General features: G+C 66.4%; 21 protein-coding genes. 8 read left to right on the top strand and 13 right to left on the bottom strand.

The window, feature by feature from the left end:
* Positions 1-20: 20 nt before the first annotated feature.
* Positions 21-1,169: a DUF1624 domain-containing protein gene (locus tag AB4Y98_RS04155; RefSeq protein ID WP_442243831.1), complete on the bottom strand. Its 1,149-nt coding sequence runs from the start codon at positions 1,167-1,169 to the stop codon at positions 21-23.
* Between the two features lie 200 nt (positions 1,170-1,369).
* Here AB4Y98_RS04155 and AB4Y98_RS04150 point away from each other — a divergent pair, with 200 nt between their 5' ends.
* The 3 genes from AB4Y98_RS04150 to AB4Y98_RS04140 all read left to right on the top strand — a co-directional run bounded on the left by AB4Y98_RS04150 (position 1,370) and on the right by AB4Y98_RS04140 (position 7,005).
* The gene (locus AB4Y98_RS04150) at positions 1,370-3,334 is read left to right on the top strand and encodes an OPT family oligopeptide transporter (RefSeq protein WP_089239520.1); all 1,965 of its coding nucleotides are present in this window, start codon (positions 1,370-1,372) and stop codon (positions 3,332-3,334) included.
* 218 nt (positions 3,335-3,552) lie between these two features.
* A complete protein-coding gene (locus AB4Y98_RS04145) occupies positions 3,553-5,631 on the top strand; it encodes a S9 family peptidase (RefSeq protein ID WP_312109214.1) in 2,079 nt (692 codons plus the stop codon).
* Positions 5,632-5,760: 129 nt separating this feature from the next.
* Positions 5,761-7,005, top strand: a complete 1,245-nt coding sequence (locus AB4Y98_RS04140) for a DUF819 family protein (protein WP_442243830.1) — start codon at positions 5,761-5,763, stop codon at positions 7,003-7,005.
* A gap of 61 nt (positions 7,006-7,066) precedes the next feature.
* On the opposite strand, the gene AB4Y98_RS04135 is transcribed toward AB4Y98_RS04140, so the two are convergent.
* From AB4Y98_RS04135 to AB4Y98_RS04115, 5 genes are read right to left on the bottom strand one after another with little or no spacing between them, the layout of a single operon-like run.
* Positions 7,067-7,546 (bottom strand): hypothetical protein, encoded by a 480-nt coding sequence (locus AB4Y98_RS04135; RefSeq protein ID WP_312785588.1) that lies wholly within the window; start codon positions 7,544-7,546, stop codon positions 7,067-7,069.
* Positions 7,547-7,592: 46 nt separating this feature from the next.
* Positions 7,593-7,853, bottom strand: coding sequence for a cell division topological specificity factor MinE (gene minE, locus AB4Y98_RS04130; protein ID WP_005408532.1), 261 nt, complete (start codon positions 7,851-7,853; stop codon positions 7,593-7,595).
* Between the two features lie 2 nt (positions 7,854-7,855).
* Positions 7,856-8,665 carry a septum site-determining protein MinD gene (minD, locus tag AB4Y98_RS04125; RefSeq protein ID WP_099819368.1) on the bottom strand — a complete coding sequence of 270 codons (810 nt, stop codon included), beginning with the start codon at positions 8,663-8,665 and terminating at the stop codon, positions 7,856-7,858.
* 36 nt (positions 8,666-8,701) lie between these two features.
* The gene (gene minC / locus AB4Y98_RS04120; RefSeq protein ID WP_442243829.1) at positions 8,702-9,562 is read right to left on the bottom strand and encodes a septum site-determining protein MinC; all 861 of its coding nucleotides are present in this window, start codon (positions 9,560-9,562) and stop codon (positions 8,702-8,704) included.
* On the bottom strand, positions 9,508-10,104 hold the full coding sequence (locus tag AB4Y98_RS04115; RefSeq protein WP_100551840.1) for a GNAT family N-acetyltransferase: 597 nt from the start codon (positions 10,102-10,104) through the stop codon (positions 9,508-9,510). The genes minC and AB4Y98_RS04115 overlap by 55 nt, the downstream gene beginning before the upstream one ends.
* 150 nt (positions 10,105-10,254) lie before the next feature.
* Here AB4Y98_RS04115 and AB4Y98_RS04110 point away from each other — a divergent pair, with 150 nt between their 5' ends.
* From AB4Y98_RS04110 to AB4Y98_RS04095, 4 genes are all read left to right on the top strand, one after another.
* Entirely contained in the window at positions 10,255-11,460 is a 1,206-nt protein-coding gene (locus AB4Y98_RS04110) for a sensor histidine kinase (RefSeq protein ID WP_394196130.1), read from the top strand.
* Positions 11,460-12,101, top strand: a complete 642-nt coding sequence (locus AB4Y98_RS04105) for a response regulator (RefSeq protein WP_025873873.1) — start codon at positions 11,460-11,462, stop codon at positions 12,099-12,101. Before AB4Y98_RS04110 ends, AB4Y98_RS04105 begins: the two co-directional genes overlap by 1 nt.
* A gap of 245 nt (positions 12,102-12,346) precedes the next feature.
* Positions 12,347-13,420 carry an SRPBCC family protein gene (locus AB4Y98_RS04100; protein ID WP_442243828.1) on the top strand — a complete coding sequence of 358 codons (1,074 nt, stop codon included), beginning with the start codon at positions 12,347-12,349 and terminating at the stop codon, positions 13,418-13,420.
* 104 nt (positions 13,421-13,524) lie between these two features.
* A complete protein-coding gene (locus AB4Y98_RS04095) occupies positions 13,525-13,896 on the top strand; it encodes a DUF423 domain-containing protein (RefSeq protein WP_025873872.1) in 372 nt (123 codons plus the stop codon).
* A 263-nt stretch (positions 13,897-14,159) separates the two neighbouring features.
* On the opposite strand, the gene AB4Y98_RS04090 is transcribed toward AB4Y98_RS04095, so the two are convergent.
* The 6 genes from AB4Y98_RS04090 to AB4Y98_RS04065 are packed head-to-tail and all read right to left on the bottom strand — an operon-like array spanning position 14,160 to position 18,143.
* Positions 14,160-14,969: a M15 family metallopeptidase gene (locus tag AB4Y98_RS04090; RefSeq protein ID WP_428703372.1), complete on the bottom strand. Its 810-nt coding sequence runs from the start codon at positions 14,967-14,969 to the stop codon at positions 14,160-14,162.
* Between the two features lie 9 nt (positions 14,970-14,978).
* On the bottom strand, positions 14,979-15,572 hold the full coding sequence (locus AB4Y98_RS04085) for a PH domain-containing protein (RefSeq protein WP_394196125.1): 594 nt from the start codon (positions 15,570-15,572) through the stop codon (positions 14,979-14,981).
* Entirely contained in the window at positions 15,569-16,858 is a 1,290-nt protein-coding gene (locus tag AB4Y98_RS04080; protein WP_442243827.1) for an alpha/beta fold hydrolase, read from the bottom strand. Before AB4Y98_RS04080 ends, AB4Y98_RS04085 begins: the two co-directional genes overlap by 4 nt.
* A 2-nt stretch (positions 16,859-16,860) precedes the next feature.
* On the bottom strand, positions 16,861-17,040 hold the full coding sequence (locus tag AB4Y98_RS04075) for a DUF4177 domain-containing protein (protein ID WP_025873867.1): 180 nt from the start codon (positions 17,038-17,040) through the stop codon (positions 16,861-16,863).
* Positions 17,037-17,216: a hypothetical protein gene (locus AB4Y98_RS04070; protein WP_005412615.1), complete on the bottom strand. Its 180-nt coding sequence runs from the start codon at positions 17,214-17,216 to the stop codon at positions 17,037-17,039. The genes AB4Y98_RS04075 and AB4Y98_RS04070 overlap by 4 nt, the downstream gene beginning before the upstream one ends.
* 45 nt (positions 17,217-17,261) lie before the next feature.
* The gene (locus AB4Y98_RS04065; RefSeq protein WP_025873866.1) at positions 17,262-18,143 is read right to left on the bottom strand and encodes an SPFH domain-containing protein; all 882 of its coding nucleotides are present in this window, start codon (positions 18,141-18,143) and stop codon (positions 17,262-17,264) included.
* 145 nt (positions 18,144-18,288) lie between these two features.
* Here AB4Y98_RS04065 and purT point away from each other — a divergent pair, with 145 nt between their 5' ends.
* On the top strand, positions 18,289-19,476 hold the full coding sequence (purT, locus tag AB4Y98_RS04060; RefSeq protein ID WP_363730482.1) for a formate-dependent phosphoribosylglycinamide formyltransferase: 1,188 nt from the start codon (positions 18,289-18,291) through the stop codon (positions 19,474-19,476).
* Between the two features lie 67 nt (positions 19,477-19,543).
* Here the strand turns inward: purT and AB4Y98_RS04055 are convergent, their stop codons facing one another.
* Positions 19,544-19,780, bottom strand: coding sequence for a hypothetical protein (locus AB4Y98_RS04055; RefSeq protein WP_442243826.1), 237 nt, complete (start codon positions 19,778-19,780; stop codon positions 19,544-19,546).
* Positions 19,781-19,867 lie beyond the last annotated feature (87 nt).

The raw sequence follows: 19,867 nt of genomic DNA, 5'->3' as shown, positions 1-19,867 counted from the left end.
TGGCCGCCCCGGTGCATGGTCTACAGGTACCGCAACCAGGCCAGGTCGCGTCGCCGTGCCTTGAACCGCGCGAATGCCCGCGTCGGTGGGTACAGCACCACCGCCAGCGCGCAGGCCACCAGCAGCAGGCCGGCCACCGAGTCCAGTGCATACAGGCAACCGTGGGTCGGGCCCCAGGTCTTCAGCGCGGCCAGGTACAGCAGCTTCAGCACGTACAGGTGCAGCAGGTAGAAGAACATCGGCGCTGCACCGATATCGGCCAGCGGCCGCAGCGCGCGCGCCAGCGGCGGCCACTCATACAGCCGCAACAGCAGCAGGCCCACGCCCAGTGTCAGCAGCAGGAACTGCAGCGACGGCGGGTACTTGGTGATGTTGAACACGCTCATCCACGTGCGCAGCGTGCTGGTCTGGTACTGCCAGGGTGCATCGCCATAGTCGTTGGCGAAGCGCAGCAGGGCGAAGGCGGCCAGTGCGCCCAGCCCGGCCCACAGCAACCGCTGCCGCCGCTGTTCGGGATCGCTGCCGGCGGCGAACCACGGTGCCATCAGGTAGCCCAGCGCGATCACCCCGATCCACGGCAGCACCGGGTAGGAGGTACGCAGGCTCAACCGCCCAGCCTCGATCCAGTCACGCTGGTGCAGCACTTTCCACAGCACCGCCACCGCGCCGTCGCCCTGCACGCGCATGCCATCCAACAGGTTGTGGCCAACCACCAGCGCTACCGCCAGCACCGCCAGCACCGGCCGCGGCAGCCACAGCAGGCCGGCCAGCGCGATCATGCTCAGGCCGATCGCCCAGATCACCTGCAGGTACACCGTCTCCGGCGGGAACTGGAAGGTCCAGGCGAAGTTGACCAGGGTCAGTTCCAGCACCACCAGGAACAGGCCGCGCTTGAGCAGGAAAGCCGCAATGGCACGGCGCGGATCGGCATGGCGCTGGCCGTACAGCCAGGCCGACAGGCCGGTCAGCAGCACGAACACCGGCGCGCACAGGTGGGCCAGCAGGCGGCAGGCGAACAGGGCAGGGGACACGGTCGCCGCGTCCATCGGATCGCTGACCTGATGCTGCAGGAAGAATGTCTCGCGCACGTGGTCTAGCAGCATCAGCAGCATCACGGTGCCGCGCAACTGGTCGATGGAGGCCAGCCGGGAGGAGGGGAAGGAGGACATGCGGTGGGCGGGTACAGGTCAACGGAAAGTTATAACATAGCGTTTGCGGAGTGCCCACTTGGGCTTTGCCGCATCGGCTGGCTCGCGGTGCCGCTGCGGGCCCGTGCCTGTTCCAGCTGCAACCCCCATCCTTTGGCACGCTGGACTTGCTGCCCCCTGAACGCTAGCGTGACAGGGATTTTTTGCCAGCAGGGGCTTTCATGAACCATGACGCTGCGCCCAAGCAGCTCACTTTCCGCGCGGTGGTCCTGGCCATCGTGCTGGCGGTGGTGCTGTCGGCCGCAAACGCCTATCTCGGTCTGTTCGCAGGCCTGACCATCGCCACCGCGATTCCCGCCGCGGTCATTTCCATGGGCGTGCTGCGCCTGCTGGGGGGCGGCTCGATCCTTGAGAACAACATCGTGCAGACCGGCGCTTCGGCCGGTTCGTCGATCGCCGCCGGTGTGATCTTCACCATCCCCGCGCTGGTGATCATGGGCTACTGGCCGGACTTCAAGTACTGGTGGGTGCTGGGCATCGCCGGTCTCGGCGGCCTGCTGGGCGTGCTGTTCTCGGTGCCGCTGCGCCGTTCGATGATCGTCGAGGACCCGCTTCCGTTCCCGGAAGGCAAGGCGGCGGCTGAAGTGCTCAAGGCCGGTGAAAACCCCGGCCCGGGCCTGAAGATCCTTGGCCTGTCGGCGGTGATCGGTGCGTTCGTCAAGCTGGCTGCGGAAAGCGGCATGCGCTTGATCCCCGACGCCTGGGCTACCTCGGCCTACGTCGGCAGTTCCAAGATCACCGCGTTCATCGGTACCAACCTGTCGCCGGCGCTGCTGGGCGTGGGCTACATCGTCGGCCTCAACGTCGGCATCGTGGTGGTGTCCGGCTCGATCCTGACCTGGCACATCGCCATTCCGATCTACCAGGCGTTCTTCATGAACACCGATCCGGCGCTGGCCGCCTCGATCGCCACCGCCTCGTCCACCGAAGCGGCGTTCGCCATCTGGGGCGCGAAGATGCGTTACCTGGGTGTCGGCGCGATGCTGATCGGTGGCATCTGGACCCTGATCTCGCTGCGCAAGTCGCTGCTCAACGGCGTCAAGAGCGGCTTCGCCGCCGCCCGCAAGAGTGGCGGCCCGGTGCTGGCACATACCGAGCGCGACCTGCCGATGAAGTGGATGCTGGTGGCCTTGGTGGTGTTCACCCTGCCGCTGCTGGCGCTGTACCAGGCCATCGTCGGCCAGTGGCACGTGTCGATCCCGATGACCCTCATCATGATCGTCGCCGGCTTCCTGTTCGTTTCGGTGTCGGCCTACCTGGCAGGCCTGATCGGGTCGTCCAACAACCCGGTCTCGGGCATCACCATCTCCACCATCCTGTTCGCTTCGGCGGTGCTGGTGCTGCTGCTGGGCAAGGACGGCCTGCAGCCGGTCGGTGCCTTCGGTGCGCCGCTGGGCGCGGTGGCCGCGATCATGATCGGCGCGGTGGTGTGCTGTGCCGCCGCCGTCGGCGGTGACAACCTGCAGGACCTCAAGGCCGGCTACATCGTCGGTGCCACTCCGTGGAAGCAGCAGCTGATGCTGGGCATCGGTGCGTTCTCGTGCGCGCTGATCATGGCCCCGGTGCTGAACCTGCTGGCTACCGCCTACGGCATCGGCGTCAAGTCGGAGCTGCATCCGAATGCGCTGGCCGCACCGCAGGCCAACCTGATGGCCTCGGTGGCCAAGGGCCTGTTCGGCGGCGAGCTGCCGTGGACCTTCATCGGCATCGGTGCCGTGGTCGGTGCCGCCATCATCGCGTTCGACAGCTGGCTGAAGTCGCGCAACTCGCGTTTCCGCGTGCCGGTGCTGGCCGCGGCGATCGGCATCTACCTGCCGCTGGAACTGATGGTGCCGATCTTCCTCGGTGGCCTGATCTCCTACCTGGTCGAGCGCTTCCACAAGGTACGCGCCGATGACGAAGAGGGTCGCGACCGCGTGCACAAGCCGGGCGTGCTGTTCGCTGCCGGCCTGATCACCGGTGAGGCGCTGATGGGTATCGCCATCGCCGTGCCGATCGTGGTCAGCAGCCGTGCCGACGTGCTGGCCGTGCCGTTCCATCTGCCGGCCGCGCAGTGGATCGGCCTGGCCGTGCTGTTCCTGGTCGGCTGGCTGATCTACCGCACCGGCAAGCGCGCCGTGGCGTAAGTGATGGGGGAGTGCCGGCCGCTGGCCGGCAACCCTGGAACCCGTGACGCCCCATGGTTGCCGGCCAGCGGCCGGCACTACCGGTGTCCCAAGCAAACCGCGCTACGGCGCGGTTTGCTTTTTCTGGCGGCAGCTCAGCCACGGCCATGACCGATGGCCTTGGCAGGCCCGGCCGCGCAGGCCTACCATCGGTTTTTTGCCGTCCTGCGGAGACCCCGATGAAACTGCGTCATGCCCTGCTGCCACTGAGCCTGCTGGCTGCCCTGCCCAGCGTCGCCGCTGCCCGTGGCCTGGAAGTCCGCGACATGGTGGCCATGGACCGCGTCTCCGCGCCGGTATTGACCGCCGACGGCGGCACCGTGGTGTTCGCCAAGCGCAGCACCGATGCCAACCTCAAGGCCAGCACCGCACTGTTCGCGCGCAACCTGCGCACCCGCGACGCGGCACCGCCGAAGCAGATCACGCCGGCTGGCTGGAACGTCAACTCCGCCTCGCTGTCGGCCGATGGCCAGACCGTGTACTTCCTCAGCGCCAAGAACGGCAGCCAGCAGCTGTACGCACAGCCGATCAGCGGCGGCGCCCCGCGCCAGCTGACCGACTTCCCGGTGGACGTGGACAGCTACCACGTGTCGCCGCAGGACGACCGCGTGCTGTTCAGCGCCGGCGTGTTCCAGGCCTGTGCCTCGGACCTGGCCTGCACCGAAAAGAAGCTCAAGGACGTGGAAGGCGCCAAGGCCAGCGGCAAGGTCTTCGATTCGCTGTTCGTGCGCCACTGGGATACCTGGAACGACGGCCGCCGCAACACCCTGTTCGTCGCCCCGTTGCCGGCAGCCAAGGCCGGTGCGGTCAAGGGCGCTTCGGCGCTGAGCGCGACCATCGACGGCGACGCTCCGTCCAAGCCGTTCGGTGGCAATGACGATTTCGCCTGGTCGCCGGATGGCAGCAGCGTGGTCGCCAGCATCCGCGTGGCCGGCAAGCAGGAGCCGTGGTCGACCAACTTCGACCTGTACCGCTTCGATGCTGCGGGCAAGCAGGCGCCGGTCAACCTGACCGCGTCCAACCCGGCCTGGGATGCCGGCCCGGTGTTCAGCGCCGACGGCAAGACCCTGTTCTACCGCGCGATGAAGCGCCCAGGCTTCGAGGCGGACCGCTTCGGCCTGATGGCGATGGACTTGGCCAGCGGCAAGACGCGCGAGATCGCTCCGCAGTGGGACCGTTCGGCTGGTGGCATTGCGCTGTCCGCCGACGGCGCCAGCATCTACACCACCGCCGATGACCTTGGCGAGCACCCGCTGTTCCAGATCGACGTGGCCAGCGGCAAGGCCACCAAGCTGATCGGCGATGGCAGCGTGACCTCGGTGGACGTGGCCGGCACCAGTGTGGCGATCACCCGCAACAGCCTGAAGAGCAACGACCAGGTGCTGGTCGGCCTGCTGCCGGCCGCTGGCGAGCCGATCGGCGCGCTGCGGGCGCTGACCCCGGCCGCTGGCGAGGTGCTGAAGGATGTTTCCTTCGGCGACTACGAGCAGTTCGAGTTCAAGGGCTGGAACAACGACACCGTGCACGGTTACGTGGTCAAGCCGCACAACTACCAGGAAGGCAAGTCCTACCCGGTCGCGTTCCTGATCCATGGCGGCCCGCAGGGCAGCTTCGGTAATGGCTGGAGCTACCGCTGGAACCCGCAGACGTACGCCGGCCAGGGCTACGCCGTGGTGATGATCGACTTCCATGGCTCCACCGGTTACGGCCAGGCCTTCACCGATGCGATCAGCCAGCACTGGGGCGACCGTCCGCTGGAAGACCTGCAGAAGGGCTGGAGCGCGGCGCTGAAGAAGTACGACTTCCTCAACGGTGACAAGGCCTGCGCACTGGGCGCCAGCTACGGCGGCTTCATGGTCAACTGGATCGCCGGCAACTGGAACAGCCCGTTCAAGTGCCTGGTCAATCATGACGGCGTGTTCGACCAGCGCATGATGGGCTATGCCACCGAAGAACTGTGGTTCACCGAATGGGAGCAGGGCGGTACCCCGTACCAGAAGGCGGCGAACTACGAGAAGTTCAACCCGGTCAACCACGTGGCTGACTGGAAGAAGCCGATCCTGGTGATCCATGGCCAGCAGGATTTCCGCATTCCGGTCGAGCAGGGCCTGGCTGCCTTCACCGCGGCCCAGCGCCAGGGCATCGAGTCGAAGTTCCTGTACTTCCCGGACGAGAACCACTGGGTGCTGAAGCCGAACAACAGCATCCTCTGGCATGACACCGTCAACGCTTGGCTGAAGCAGCACATCGGCGAGTAAGCGATACCGGCGCCGCCCTTGTGGCGGCGCCCGGCTTTCCGGTAGTGCCGGCCGCTGGCCGGCAACTGCACGTTGCGACCTACCTACATGGGGTTGCCGGCCAGCGGCCGGCACTACCAGGATGCCTGCATGCCCTCGACTGCCCTGATCCAGAACGACATCGTCGTCTTCGGCCTGATCGCCGCCACCCTTGGCGCCGTGTTCTGGACCGCTTCGCGCGAGCAGGGCCTGTGGAAGCGCTTCTATACCTTCGTGCCGGCGCTGCTGCTGTGCTATCTGCTGCCGGGCATCTACAACACGTTCGGCCTGATCGACGGGCAGAACACCAAGCTGTACAACCCGGTCGCGCGTGACATCCTGCTGCCGGCGGCGCTGATCCTGCTGACCCTGGCGGTCGACATCAAGGGCATCCTGCGGCTGGGGCCAAAGCTGGTGCTTATGTACCTGGGCGCCTCGGCCAGCATCATGCTGGGTGCGGTGGTCGCGTTCCTGGTGATGCGTGCCATCCATCCCGACACCGTCGCCGGCGATACCTGGTCCGGCATGGCCGCACTGGCCGGCAGCTGGATCGGCGGCGGTGCCAACATGCTGGCCATGCGCGAAGTGTTCGATGTCAACGCGACCACGTTCGGCCAGTTCGCGGTGGTCGATGTGGGTGTTGGCTACGTGTGGATGGCGGCGTTGATCTTCCTGGCCGGGCGCGCGGCGAAGATCGATGCACGCAGCGGTGCCAATACCTCCGCCATCGACGAGCTGAAGGAGCGCATCACCCGCTTTCAGGCCGAACACGAGCGGATTCCCAGCCTGACCGACCTGATGCTGATCGTGGCCGTGGCCTTCGGTGGCGTCGGCCTGGCCCATGCCATCGGAGCGCCGCTGGCGGCGTGGTTCAAGGTCAATGTCAGCTGGGCGTCGCAGTTCAGCCTGGATGCGCCGTTCGTCTGGGTGGTGGTGCTGTCGACCACGCTCGGCCTGGGCCTGAGCTTTACTCGGGCTCGCAACCTGGAAGGTGCGGGCGCTTCACGACTGGGCTCTCTGCTGCTGTATTTCCTGATTGCCTGCATCGGCATGCAGATGGATCTGCTGGCGCTGCTGGACCGCCCGTGGCTGTTCCTGCTTGGCATCATCTGGATCAGCGTGCACATCGCGCTGCTGTGGTGCCTGGGCAAGCTGCTGAAGGTGCCATTCTTCTACTTCGCCATCGGTTCGCAGTCGAACATCGGCGGCCCTGCTTCGGCACCGGTGGTAGCCGCCGCGTTCCATCCGGCGTTGGCGCCGGTAGGCGTGCTGCTGGGCACGATGGGCTATGCCACCGGTACCTATCTGGCGTATGTGGTCGGCATCACCCTGCGCGCACTGGCGGGGCAGGGTTGAGGGCGATGGGGGCGGATCCCTTTTGCTGCGCAAAAGGGATCTGACCCTGGTCCACGGTGGATCACGCCACCGGCAAGCCGCGTTCGATCAGCCACGCCTTCGCGTCTTCGGCGTCCTGTTCAAACCACGCCTTCGTCGACCCCAATCGATACGTATACCCCCACGCATCCATGTCGGCCATCAGCCGCTCACTGCCGACACCGGGCAGGTGCCCGGCCAGCACGATCTGCAGGTAGCAGGTGGCATCTTCTTCGGGCACCGAATCGGTGGCGTCGGTATGCACCTGCGCGCGCCGCTCCGGCGGCAGCACGATCAGGTGGCAGGCCTCGTGCAGCATCGAGTGTACTGGCGTGTCATCGCGCACGTACACGTCGCTGGCGATGATGCCCGCCTCGGGCTCGCCCCAGTAACTGCCCGGGATCGGCTCGCCGGGCGCAACGAGGTGCAGCCGCAGCTCATGTGCAGCGAGCAGGCGCTGGGCATCGGCGAAGGCGATGTCGCCGACGCGGGTAACGTTCGGTTCGGGCGTGGTATCAGTCATGCGGGTCAGGCAGCCCCGCCCATGCAGGCACGGGCGGGGCGCGGGGTCAGGGTTTGTCCGGGCCTTCAGGCAGCGCCACGGAGATGTCCAGCACGTCGTGCTGGCCATCCTTGACCAGGTCCACCTTCACTGCATCGACGTCGATGTTGACGTACTTCTTGATCACTTCCAGCAGCTCGCGCTGCAGCAGTGGCAGGTAGTCGGGACCGCCACGGTGGCTGCGCTCCTGCGCGATGATGATCTGCAGGCGATTCTTGGCGGTTTCGGCGGTGGTCTTCTTCGCTTTGAGGAAATCAAACAGGCCCATGCTTACCCTCCGAACAGCTTGCTGAAGAAGCCCTTCTTCTCGACGTTGGTGAAGCGCATCGGGCGTTCTTCGCCGAGGATGCGTGCGACGGCGTCGTCATAGGCCTGGCCGGCAGCAGATTCGCCATCCAGGATGACCGGCTCGCCCTTGTTGGAGGCATTGAGCACGTCGCCCGATTCGGGGATCACGCCGATCGCCTTCAGGCCAAGGACCTCCTCGACGTCGGCGATGCTGAGCATCTCGCCGCTTTCCACGCGCACCGGGGTGTAGCGGGTCAGCAGCAGGAAGGCTGGCACGTCCTGTCCGGATTCGGCCTTGTGGGTCTTCGAATCGAGCAGGCCGATGATGCGGTCCGAGTCGCGTACCGAGGACACTTCCGGGTTCACCACCACCACTGCGCGGTCGGCGAAGTACATCGCCAGGAAGGCGCCCTTCTCGATGCCGGCCGGGGAGTCGCAGATGATGTAATCGAAGCCGTCGGCGGCCAGGTCCTTCAGGACCTTGCCCACGCCTTCCTGGGTCAGTGCATCCTTGTCGCGGGTCTGCGAGGCAGCCAGCACGAACAGGTTGTCGAAGCGCTTGTCCTTGATCAGGGCCTGCTTGAGGGTGGCTTCGCCGTGCACGACATTCACGAAGTCGTACACCACGCGGCGTTCGCAGCCCATGATCAGGTCGAGGTTGCGCAGGCCGACGTCGAAGTCGATCACCGCCACCTTCTTGCCACGCTTCGCCAGGCCGCACGCAAGGCTGGCGCTGGAAGTGGTCTTGCCGACGCCGCCTTTGCCGGAGGTGACTACGATGATTTCAGCCAAAGGACTTCTCCTGATGATTCTGTTTGAGGTGCTGCGTCAGTCCAGCGCAGCGATCTTGATCTGGTCCTGTTCCAGCCACACCTGCACGGCCTTGCCGCGCAGGGTTTCCGGGACATCGTCCAGCACCTTGTAGTGGCCTGCAATGGCGACCAGTTCCGCATGGAAATCACGGCAGAAAATGCGTGCCGCGGTGTTGCCCTGGGCCCCTGCCAGCGCACGGCCGCGCAGGGTTCCGTAGATATGGATGCTGCCATCGGCGATGACTTCGGCGCCGGCGCCGACGGTGGCCATCACGGTCAGGTCGCAGTTTTCCGCATACAGCTGCTGCCCCGAACGCACGTTGCCCAGCTGCATGCGGCCAGGCTGTGGCGCGGCGGCATCGGCAGCCTTGCCCATCGGCGTGGCCGGAGCCGGTGCCGGTGCGGCCTTCGCTTCGGCCCGCGCAGCACGCCGCGGTTCCGGTGCGGGTGCCGGTGGCGGGGCAGACTCTGCTTCGGCGCGCTCGTACTGGGCACGGAACTTGGCCAGCAGCGGCAGGCCGAGCTGCTGCGAGAGCAGGTCAACTGCACTGGTGCCATAGGCCAATGCAACCGGCAGTACGCCAGCACCGCGCAGGCCATCCACCAGGGCCTGCGCCGTTGCCACGTCGGGCACCTGGCTGAGGCCACCGAAGTCCAGGATCACCGCCGCACGGCCGAACAGCTTCGGCGCACGGCTCACCCGTTCCTGCATTTCCTGCACGAGGCGTTCAACATCAAGGGTGCGGATGCGTAGGTTGGCAATGCCCACCTGGCCGATCTTCAGTTCACCAGCCTGTTCGTAATCGAAATTCACCGCCACGCTCAGGTCCCCGTCGACCGCTGTGCCTGCGCCGGCAGCTGCCGGTCGCGCGCCCATGCCACATCGGGCAGCTTGCCGCCATAGGTTTCGTTCACCCATGGGAAGCTGCACAGTTCCTTGGCCAGCATGCTGGCCCGCACGTCCACCTGCGGCATGGTGTTCTGGCCCAGCTCGCGGAAGCCGAAGCTGCCGTGGAAGAGCAGGGCGGCATCGGCGCCGTGGTCCAGGAACACCTCACAGGTCATCTGCGGGTAGCGCAGCTCGGCGAAGCTCTGCGCGTCGGCATAGAACGCACGGCCGACGCCACCACCGCGACGGCGGCTGGCGACCACGATGCGGTCGATATAGAAGAAAGGGGTGTTCAGCTGTTGCTTGAACCAGGCGAAATTGCTGCTGTCGTGCTGGCTGTCGCTGCCGAAGCCGATCAAAAAACCGGCCAGGTTGCCGTCGCGCTCGGCGACGCGGAAATACTCAGCGGTTGCATAGAACAGGCGCAGGCGCTCGGCATCCAGGGGAAGGATGGCCAGGCCAGCATTGTTGTTCAAAGCCAGGACGGAATCGAGCTCGTGCTCGCGCACGTCGCGGATGACAATCGACATTGTGACTCCGTGGGGTAACGCGGTTGGTCCATTACAAGACCCTGCGCACGATTATTGCATGCCCGGGGTGGGCTGCGGCATGAACAGGGGGATATGCCCAAGCATGACTTTCGGCGCTTGGGAGCGGCCGCACACAGGCTACGATGGGTGATGCTGGCCCGACTCAACCACAATGCGATGCTGCGCTACTCCGGGTTGTTCACCTGGGGCACCGTCGGCCTTTGGCTTGCGATCTACCTGATCGACCCGGTGTCGCTGACGCTGGAGAGCCTGGATGGCGAGGCCGGCTACCGGATCATTCCCTGGGCCTCGGCCTACCTGGCCTTCGGCTTCGTGTACTGGGTGCTGACCCGCTCGCTGGGCGAAAGCCGGCCCGGCTTCTTCGACCATGCCGCGCTGATCCTGCTGACGGCCTGCGCGATCGGCGTGAGCTATTTCTCCGGCACCGCACTGGGCAGCATCCTGCTGATGGTGGTGGCCGGCCTGCTGCCCTGGCTGCTGGGCCCGCGCATCGGTGTGGTGTGGCTGGTGGCCAGCAACCTGGCCGTGCTGCCGGTCTACATCCAGCCACTGGGCTTCCCGCCGGTCATCGCCGTGCTGCAGGCCGTCGGCTACATGGGCTTCTCCAGCTTCGTGTTCGTGATCGCGCTGGTGGCGCGCCGCCAGGCCGAGGCGCGCGAGGAGCAGCGCCGCCTGAACGCCGAGCTGCGCGCCACGCGTGCGCTGCTGGCCGAAAGCGCGCGGGTGAACGAGCGCACCCGCATTTCGCGCGAACTGCATGATCTGCTGGGCCACCAGCTGACCGCGTTGACCCTGAATCTGGAAGTGGCCGGCCACCTCGCCGAAGGGCAGGCGCTGGAGCACGTGAAGCGCTCGCATGCCCTGGCCAAGCTGCTGCTGGGCAACGTGCGCGAGGTGGTCAGCCAGCTGCGCGAGACCGGCGCCATCGACCTGGCCGCTGCGCTGCGTCCGCTGACCGAGCACGTGCCGTCGCTGGACATCCAGCTGGAGATCGAGGAGCCGCTGAACGTGGAAGACCCGCAGCGGGCCCACGTACTGCTGCGCTGCACCCAGGAGATCATCACCAACACGGTGCGCCATGCCGGCGCCCGCCACCTGTGGTTGCGGGTGTACCGTGAGGTCCCCGACCAGGTCGTGGTGGAAGCCCGCGACGACGGTGTCGGGGCGGAAACGGTCAATGTGGGCAATGGTTTGCGCGGCATGCGCGAACGCCTGCAACAATGTGGAGGCCAGCTGCAGGTGGAGACCCGCCCCGGCGAAGGCTTCCGGCTGCGGGCGACGGTACCGGCAACGGTGCTGGCGGCCCTTACCCAGGTTCCTGAAGGAGTGCGTTAATGATTCGCGTCTGCCTGGTCGACGACCAAACCCTGGTGCGGCAGGGGATCCGCTCGCTGCTGGCGCTCGACGACGGCATCGAAGTGGTGGCCGAGGCCGCCGATGGCCGCCAGGCGGTCGAGCTGATCCCGCAGATCCGCCCGGACGTGGTCCTGATGGACATGCGCATGCCGGTGATGTCCGGGCTGGAGGCGCTGCAGGTGCTGTCACGGCAGGAACAGCTGCCGCCGACCATCATCCTGACCACCTTCGACGATGACCAGCTGGTGCTGGCCGGGCTCAAGGCCGGTGCCAAGGGCTACTTGCTCAAGGATGTGACCCTGGCGCAGCTGGTCGGGGCGATCCGCACGGTGGCCGATGGCGGTTCGCTGGTGCAGCCAGCGGTGACCCAGCGGCTGCTGTCCGGGCTGGAGCACATGCGCAACGATTTCGTCAGCCTGGACCGGCCCGACCCGCTGACCGACCGTGAGACCGAGATCCTGCGGCTGATGGCCAGCGGTTTCTCCAACAAGGAGATCGCCAATTCGCTGGGGGTCGCCGAGGGCACGATCAAGAACCATGTGTCCAACATCCTTTCCAAACTGGGCGTACGTGACCGTACGCGTGCAGTCCTGAAAGCGTTTGAACTCCAGTTGGTGTGAGGAAAATCCTTTAGCGACAAAGACTTGGCACGCAGCCTGGGCCCGGATTCAGGGTTGCCCCCCACTTGCCCCCTACATGCCGGGTACGCGGATGCGTTACCCTTCGAATTCTTTGTGCATACAAATGCGCAGCCGGCACGGAAACCGGTGCGCCAATCCCGATAACCAATGCCCGCGAAGCCTGCTAGGATTGGCGCTTCGCTTCAATCAACCCGGCCGTGGGATCGGCCCCGGAGACTCTCTGAATGACCCGTATTATCGAGTTCCTGATCGCCTTGGGGATCGTGGCTGGCCTGTTCGTCATCATTGGCGTCTGTCTGCCGGGCGAGCGTCACATCACCGAAAGCATCGAGACCAACCGCAAGATGACGATCGTGTACGACACGGTCAGCAGTCTGCGCCGCTTCAAGGACTGGAACCCGCTGGTACTGCGCGATCCCGCCGTTGAACTGAAGCTGTCCGGCCCGGCCTCCGGCGTCGGTGCCACTCTCGACTACACCTCCAAGGACCTGGGCACCGGTTCCTGGAAGGTGACCGAAGCCGAAGAGAACAAGCGTGTTGTTATCGCCATCGACGACGCCTCCAAGGGTCACGACAAGGTCAGCACCTTCACCCTGGAGCCGACCGGCAAGGGCGGTCGCAACGTCAAGATCACCCAGGACTACTCGGTGAAGTATGGCTTTGACCTGTTCGGTCGCTACGCAGGCCTGTATGTCAGCCGCCAGATCGGCGATGACATCAAGATGGGTCTGTCGCGCATGGCGAACATGCTGGCCACCGTGCCGAATGTCGACTACCGCACTTCCGAAGCTCCGTTGACCGATCTGGGCATCGTCGATGTCCCGGCCGAGGACCTGCTGGTCGTCACCGCCGGCAACGTCGACCGCGGCCAGGAGTCCATCAGCAAGTCCATCAAGGACAACCAGGAGTGGATCAAGCGCGTGATCGAGGCCAATGGCCTGGAAGCCGCCGGTCCGCTGCGTATCATCACCACCGATTTCGGTGCTGAGAAGTACGCCTTCGACATCGCCCAGCCGGTGAAGAAGAAGGGTGCCGAAGGCGTGCCGGCCGAACAGCTGACCGTCAAGATCGACGGTGGCGCTCCGGTCAAGTACGTCCGCGTTGCTCCGCACCGTTCGGCGCATGCGGCCTACACCGGTCACATGGCAGGCCTGGACGTTGCCCGCAGCGCCCTGCGCGCCTGGGCCGTGACCTCGGGCAACGAAGTCATCGACCGTCCGTACGAAACCTGGAAGGACGGCGTGGACAAGTCGTTCACCCCGGAAGCGACGTACGACATCTACTGGGCCGTCAAGTAAGCCTCGGCTGACCCATGTAGTGTTGGACATGAAAACGCGCCGCTTCCTGCGGCGCGTTTTTTTTCATCCCGAGCCCGGTGTCGGGCATTGCGCAAGGAGCAGTCATGTTCAATTCCGAACGACGCGCGCGTAAACCGTCGTTGCTGGCCTGTCTGGGGGCGCTGCTGGCGGCCGCCTCGATCGGTCTCTCGGCCTATGCCGCGCATGGCGTGTCCGATCCGCTGGCGCAGCAGCACCTGAACATGGCAGCGTTGTACGCCTTTGCCCACGGAGCGGTACTGGCCGCCCTCGGCCCGCGCGCGCAGGGCGCGATCGCGCATCTGGCGTTGTACGTGTTGCTGCTGGGCGTGCTGCTGTTCTCCGGCAGCCTGGTGGGCGGTGCGCTGTGGCAATGGCCGACCCGGCTGGCGCCGGTAGGTGGCACCACGCTGATGGCCGGATGGGTACTGCTGGCGATCAACGCGCTGCGGCGCTAGCCGCAACGCCCAAGCACTGGTAGCGCCGGGCCACGCCCGGCGTCGAGCGCAGCGACCCGCGTCTGCCTTTGCTTTTTTTGTTTGTTCAATTCCGTGGCGGACGCACCCGGAAACTGTCCGTGGCCGGGATGGTGGGCGGCGCAGGGGCGTAAGCGCCATGGATGGCGCGCCCGAGCTTACATGGACGTACTTGCAGCGACCCCTGCGCCGCCCACCCTCCCGGCCAACCCGAGGACCGCAGTCGAGCAGCTGCCACGAGGGGCTCAGCCGTTGGCCGGTTTCCAGCACCAGTGCCACGGTTCGTAGACGATCCCATGCGGGTTGTCGCGCGGATAGCTCAAGTGGAACCCGTGCGCCGCGGCATTGGCCTGCAGCCACGCAAACGCAGCCGTCGCCTCGAAGCTCTCCTCTGCCGGCGCATCCCCCGGTGTGCCGATGTCCAGCGCGTGACCACTGTGGTGTTCGCTGAAACCAGGGGCGGCATTGACCTTCAGGATCTGCGGCACGCTCTGCCCGCGCGCCAGCTTGCGTTCGAAAATGCCGAGCTGATACGCATGGCTGCGGAAGCCGGAGATCGCATCCAGTGCAATGCCATCCCGGGCGGCATGCAGGCGCATCCGTCGCCAGCCCTGCGCGGCACCGCGGCGCAACCACAACGGGCGGGCAAAGCGATCACGTCCGGCCAAGTGCAGCACGCACGGCTCGGCTTCCAGTGCCAGCCCGCTGTCGTGCGCATAGCGCTGTGCATCCAGGCCCAGCTGCTGCAAGCGCTGCTGCAGGCCAACCAGCGGCAGCCACTGGTCTTCCAGTGCAGCGCCGAACGGTCGTGACCGTGCGCCATCCAGCAGGGCCAGCGCTTCCTCCACGCCGGGCTCGCGTGGCAGGCGCGGCACCAGCGAGTGCACACCGTGCGCCAGTACTGCCGCCAGGTAGCGGCCATCGCGCTTGCGCCGCAGTACCCATTGCGCGCGGGCCAGCAGGCGGGCGTCGAGATTGCTGCGCGCGCGCAGAAGCGGCGCAGGCCACAGTTCGACGGTCTCGGTATTGATCAACAGCGGAGTGCTACGGTGCATCGATCCAGCTTACTGCCGTGGCGCCGTGGCGGCCACCTTGCGCAGCGCTTCCAGCAAGGCCTGCGGGCGCTCCATGCTGAGCAGCAGGGTGCTGCCGCCGCGCACCGGAATCACCAGCGTGCGTGCGCGGTCGGTGACCAGGGCAAAGCCCTTGCCGCCGCCCTGCAGGCGGAAGTGCCCGGAGTAGAAGCCGGGCATGCTGTAGCCGTTGGTCTTGAAGCGGATGCCGTAGCGACGATCACGGCCCAGGTCGACCACCTCGGCCTGGTCCAGCAGCAGGTCGGCCACCGGCGTGCGGCGACGGTACAACGTCGAACGCACGTCCAGCACGTTGCCTGCCAGCTCCACCCGGCGACGGAAGAACGCCCAGCCCAGGCCGATGCCCATCAGCACGATCACCGCCAGGCTCCATGCCGCGCTGCCGCCCATCAGGAAGAACGGCGGCGACAGGGTGACCTCCATCCAGGGAGCCTCGCTGCGATTGTCGTGCAGCTGTGCCCACATGCTCACGCCCAGTACCGCCAGCAGTGGCAGCAGCACCCACAGCACCCGCAGCGAAGAACTTTCGGCAACCTCGAACGGGCGTGCATCACTGCCGCTCATCGCTGCGCCTCCACCCAACGCGCCACGTCATCGATCAGCTGCCCATCGACGTGGCCCGGCTGTGCGTATTCCTTCAATGAACTGGGGCCGCTGCCGGCGATGCCGATGTGGTTGAGGGCAGGGTAGGCCTTCCATTGCACGTCCCGGCGATCGGCCAGGGCTTTTTTCCACAGTGCCCAATCCGTTTCCGGTACCTGGAAGTCGCGGCCCCCGTGCAGCATCAGCAGTGGTTTCTTCAGCGCAACCGCGTCGCCGCGTGCGTTCACCGCTTCGATGCTTTTCCAGAACGTCTGCGGCACGCCCAGTGGCAGTTCGCTGGTCGGCACAGTGGTGTCGCTGCGGGCTGCGGCGATCTGTGCTGCCAGCTTGTCCAGGAACGCCTGTTCCGGGGCGCTGATCGAGCCGTCCAGCGACAACAGGTAGCGGTTCTGCTCCGGCAGCAGTTCAAGCAATGTGCGCGCCGGCGCGGCCCACAGGATCGCGCCGCGCGCCTGTGGCCAGCGGCTGGCGATGCGCGGGGCGAGCATGCCGCCCTGGCTGTGGCCGAGCACGAAGATCCGCTTGCCGTCGATGCGTGGGTCCGCCGCCAACGCGCTCAACGCTGCGACGGCGTCGTCGGTGGTCTCGTCATCAACGTTGAAGGTGTCGCTCTGGAAGTCCTGGGGACGGGCATGGGTGCGCTTGTCGTAGCGCAGCACGGCGATGCCCTGTGCGGCCAGGCCGCGGGCGATGTCCAGGAACGGGCGGTTGCCACCGATGGTTTCGTCGCGATCCTGTGGGCCGGAGCCGTGCACCAGCACTACGGCCGGAAACGGTCCTTTGCCCTTGGGCAGGGACAGTGTGCCGGGCAGCGCACCGCGTGCCTGTGGCACGCTGAAATCGGCTTCGCTGTAGTTCGCGTCGGCCGGCGGTGGCGCTGCCTTGGCGGCCGGGGCCGGGCGCAGCAGCAGGCCCGCTACTTTGTCCTGCCCGTTCACCGCAACCTGCGCGATCACCGCGCCACTGGCGAACTGCAACGGTACTTCCACCAGGTGCAGGCCCTGCTGCTCACTGCTGTGCGCCGGGCCGCGCTGCTTCAGTTCACCCAGCGACTGCCACAGGCCCTGCAGCTTGTCGGCAGGCACGGCCGCGGCCATCTGCGGTGTCAGCATGGCTTCGGCATCGGCGGTGCGCCCTGCCTGCAGGTGATCGAGCAGGCGTGCTGCGACCTGCTGCGGTTCGCCAGCGGATGCACTGGCGGACAACAGGGCAAGGGAAACAGCAAGCAACGAGCGGCGTGCGCTCATGGTCACAGCTCCTTCTTGAAGACCAGCAGGGCCGGGCGCATTGGCGCCGGGACGATGATGTTGACCAGTTCCCAGCCGAGCTGGCCCTGGCGGCTGAGTTCGGCCTGAATGTCGTCAGCTTTCTGCAGGCCCATCATGGATGTCTTGACCTCGACGGTCAGGTAGCTCCAGCGCTTGCTCATTCCTTGTCCTCCGGCGATGGCTTGGGTTTCGGCAGGCGGCCTGCCTTGCGCAGTGCGTCGCGCAGCACGTATTCGATCTGTGCGTTGAGGCTGCGCAGTTCATCGTCCGCCCAGCGCTGTGCGGCCGCCAGGACCTCGGCGTTGATGCGCAGCGGATAGGCTTTTTTCTCGCTCATGCAGACTCCTGGCGGGGCGGTGGGGCGCCCCGTTGCGAGGGTGGCTCAGTACAGCGAGCCGGTGTTGACGACCGGCTGCGTGCCGCGGTCCGAGCACAGCACGGTCAACAGGTTGCTGACCATGTGCGCCTTGCGCTCCTCGTCCAGCTGCACCACGCCGTTCTTCTGCAGCTCGGCCAGCGCCATCTCGACCATGCCGACCGCACCGGCGACGATGCGCGTGCGTGCGGCGATGACCGCATTGGCCTGCTGCCGCTGCAGCATCGCCTGGGCGATTTCAGCGGCGTAGGCGAGGTGGCTGATGCGCGCATCGATCACCTGCACGCCGGCATCGGCCAGGCGCTCGGCCAGTTCGTTCTTCAGGTGCTGGGAGATCTCGCTGGCATGGCTGCGCAGCGCCAGCTGACCGTCCTCGTGCTGGTCATAGGGGTAGCTGGTGGCCATCGCGCGCAGCGCCGATTCGGACTGGATGTGCACGAAGCTCTCGTAGTCGTCCACGTTGTAGACCGCTTCGGAGGCATCGACCACCTGCCAGACGATCACCGCAGCGATCTCGATCGGGCTGCCGTCCAGCTCGTTGACCTTCAGCTTGCCGCTCTCGAAATTGCGCACGCGCTGGCTCACGCGGCGCTTGCTGAAGAAGGGATTGTTCCAGCGCAGGCCGTTGTCCTTGACGGTGCCGACGTACTTGCCGAACAGGCTGACCACCGCCGCCTGGTTGGGCTGCACGGTGTACAGGCCGGCCAGCGCGACCAGCGCCAGCGCAGCGATCAGCAGGCCGGCCAGGATCAGCAGCACGTTGGGCGAGCCGGTGCTGGCCTTCGCCGCGACCCCGGCCACGAACAGGGCGCCGCCGGCGAGGGCTACGACCAGGGACCCGGCGAGCGCGCCCAGGCCGTTGAGGGAGGACAGCGACTTCTCTTTCATGGCGGTACGTCCTTGAGGGTTCGAATTGAAGATATCAAAGTGATATCACATTCTGGCTACCGTTCGTCGGCTGGGCTTGCCCAGGCACTGCGGCTGGACCGGCTAGAATGCCCACCCGCCTTCACATCGCTGCTGGAACCCCGCCATGGCCAAGCTTGGAACCCCGTTGTCCCCCTCCGCCACCCGCGTGCTGCTGCTGGGCTCGGGCGAACTTGGCAAGGAGGTGGCCATCGAGCTGCAGCGGTTGGGTGTGGAAGTGATCGCTGCCGACCGTTACGCCGATGCCCCGGCCATGCAGGTGGCACACCGCTCGCACGTGATCGACATGCTGGATGCAATGGCCCTGCGCCAGTTGATCGCCCAGGAGCAGCCGCACCTGGTGGTGCCCGAGATCGAGGCGATCCACACCGAGACCCTGGTGCAGCTGGAACAGGAGCAGGGCCTGCGGGTGATCCCGACCGCGCGTGCTGCGCGCCTGACCATGGACCGTGAGGGCATCCGACGCCTGGCCGCCGAGACGCTGGGCCTGCCGACCTCGCCGTACCGCTTTGTCGACACCGAGGCCGAGTACCGCGCCGCCGTAGCGGCAATCGGCCTGCCGTGCGTGGTCAAGCCGGTGATGTCGTCCTCGGGCAAGGGCCAGAGCACGCTGCGCAGCGAGGCGGACATCGCCCCCGCATGGGAATACGCACAGACCGGTGGCCGCGCCGGTGCCGGCCGCTGCATCGTCGAAGGTTTCATCGACTTCGATTACGAGATCACCCTGCTGACCGTACGCCACGCCGCCGGCACTTCGTTCTGCGCGCCGATCGGCCACCTGCAGAAGGAGGGCGACTATCGCGAAAGCTGGCAGCCGCAGCCGATGTCGGACAAGGCGTTGGCGCGTGCCGAGGAGATCTCGCGCGCGATCACCGATGACCTCGGGGGCTGGGGCCTGTTCGGTGTCGAGCTGTTCGTGAAGGGCGACGAGGTCTGGTTCAGCGAAGTATCGCCGCGTCCGCATGACACCGGTCTGGTGACGCTGGTGTCGCAGGAGCTGAGCGAGTTCGCGCTGCATGCCCGGGCCATCCTCGGCCTGCCGATCCCGGTGATCCGCCAGAGCGGCCCATCGGCCTCGTGCGCGCTGCTGGCGCATGGTGAGGGCGTGCCGTACTTCAACAACGTGGCCGCCGCGCTGCAGGTGCCGGACACCGCGGTGCGCCTGTTCGGCAAGCCGAGCGTGCATGGCCATCGCCGCGTGGGCGTGACCCTGGCGCGTGCGGAAACCATCGACGAGGCGCGTGCCATCGCGCGTGATGCCGCCGAAGCGATCGGCGTCGAGCTGCGCCCGTAAATCGGTAGCGCCGGGCCATGCCCGGCGGCCGTTCAGCCGCGCCCGCACGCTCGGCGCGGCGATGCCGTCAGGCGCGGCGCCAAGGCAGCAAGGTGACGTGGATGATGGCGATGATGCCCAGCACCGAGCCGTACAGCCACCAGGTGCCGAAGCGGTCCGCGTAGCCCTTCCAACAGGCTACGCCGGCAGGAAGCAGGCCGATCAGGACGAACGGAATGAAATTGAAGGCCCAGTTCTGCCGGGCCACCACCAACAGCGCGATCATGGCGAAGACGCCAACGATGATCAGCAGGTTCCTTTTCAAGTGCGGCGGCTCCCCCTGACGTTCCGTTGCGGGACTGTAACAAGAATGCAGGCGCGCGCATGCCCGGCAAGGCGATGCCGGTCGTCC

The organism is Stenotrophomonas sp. 2YAF26, assembly GCF_052114625.1.
GTDB lineage: Bacteria > Pseudomonadota > Gammaproteobacteria > Xanthomonadales > Xanthomonadaceae > Stenotrophomonas > Stenotrophomonas indicatrix.
The sequence above is the reverse complement of the archived record's forward strand: the minus strand, read 5'-3'. Positions and strand labels throughout refer to the sequence as shown.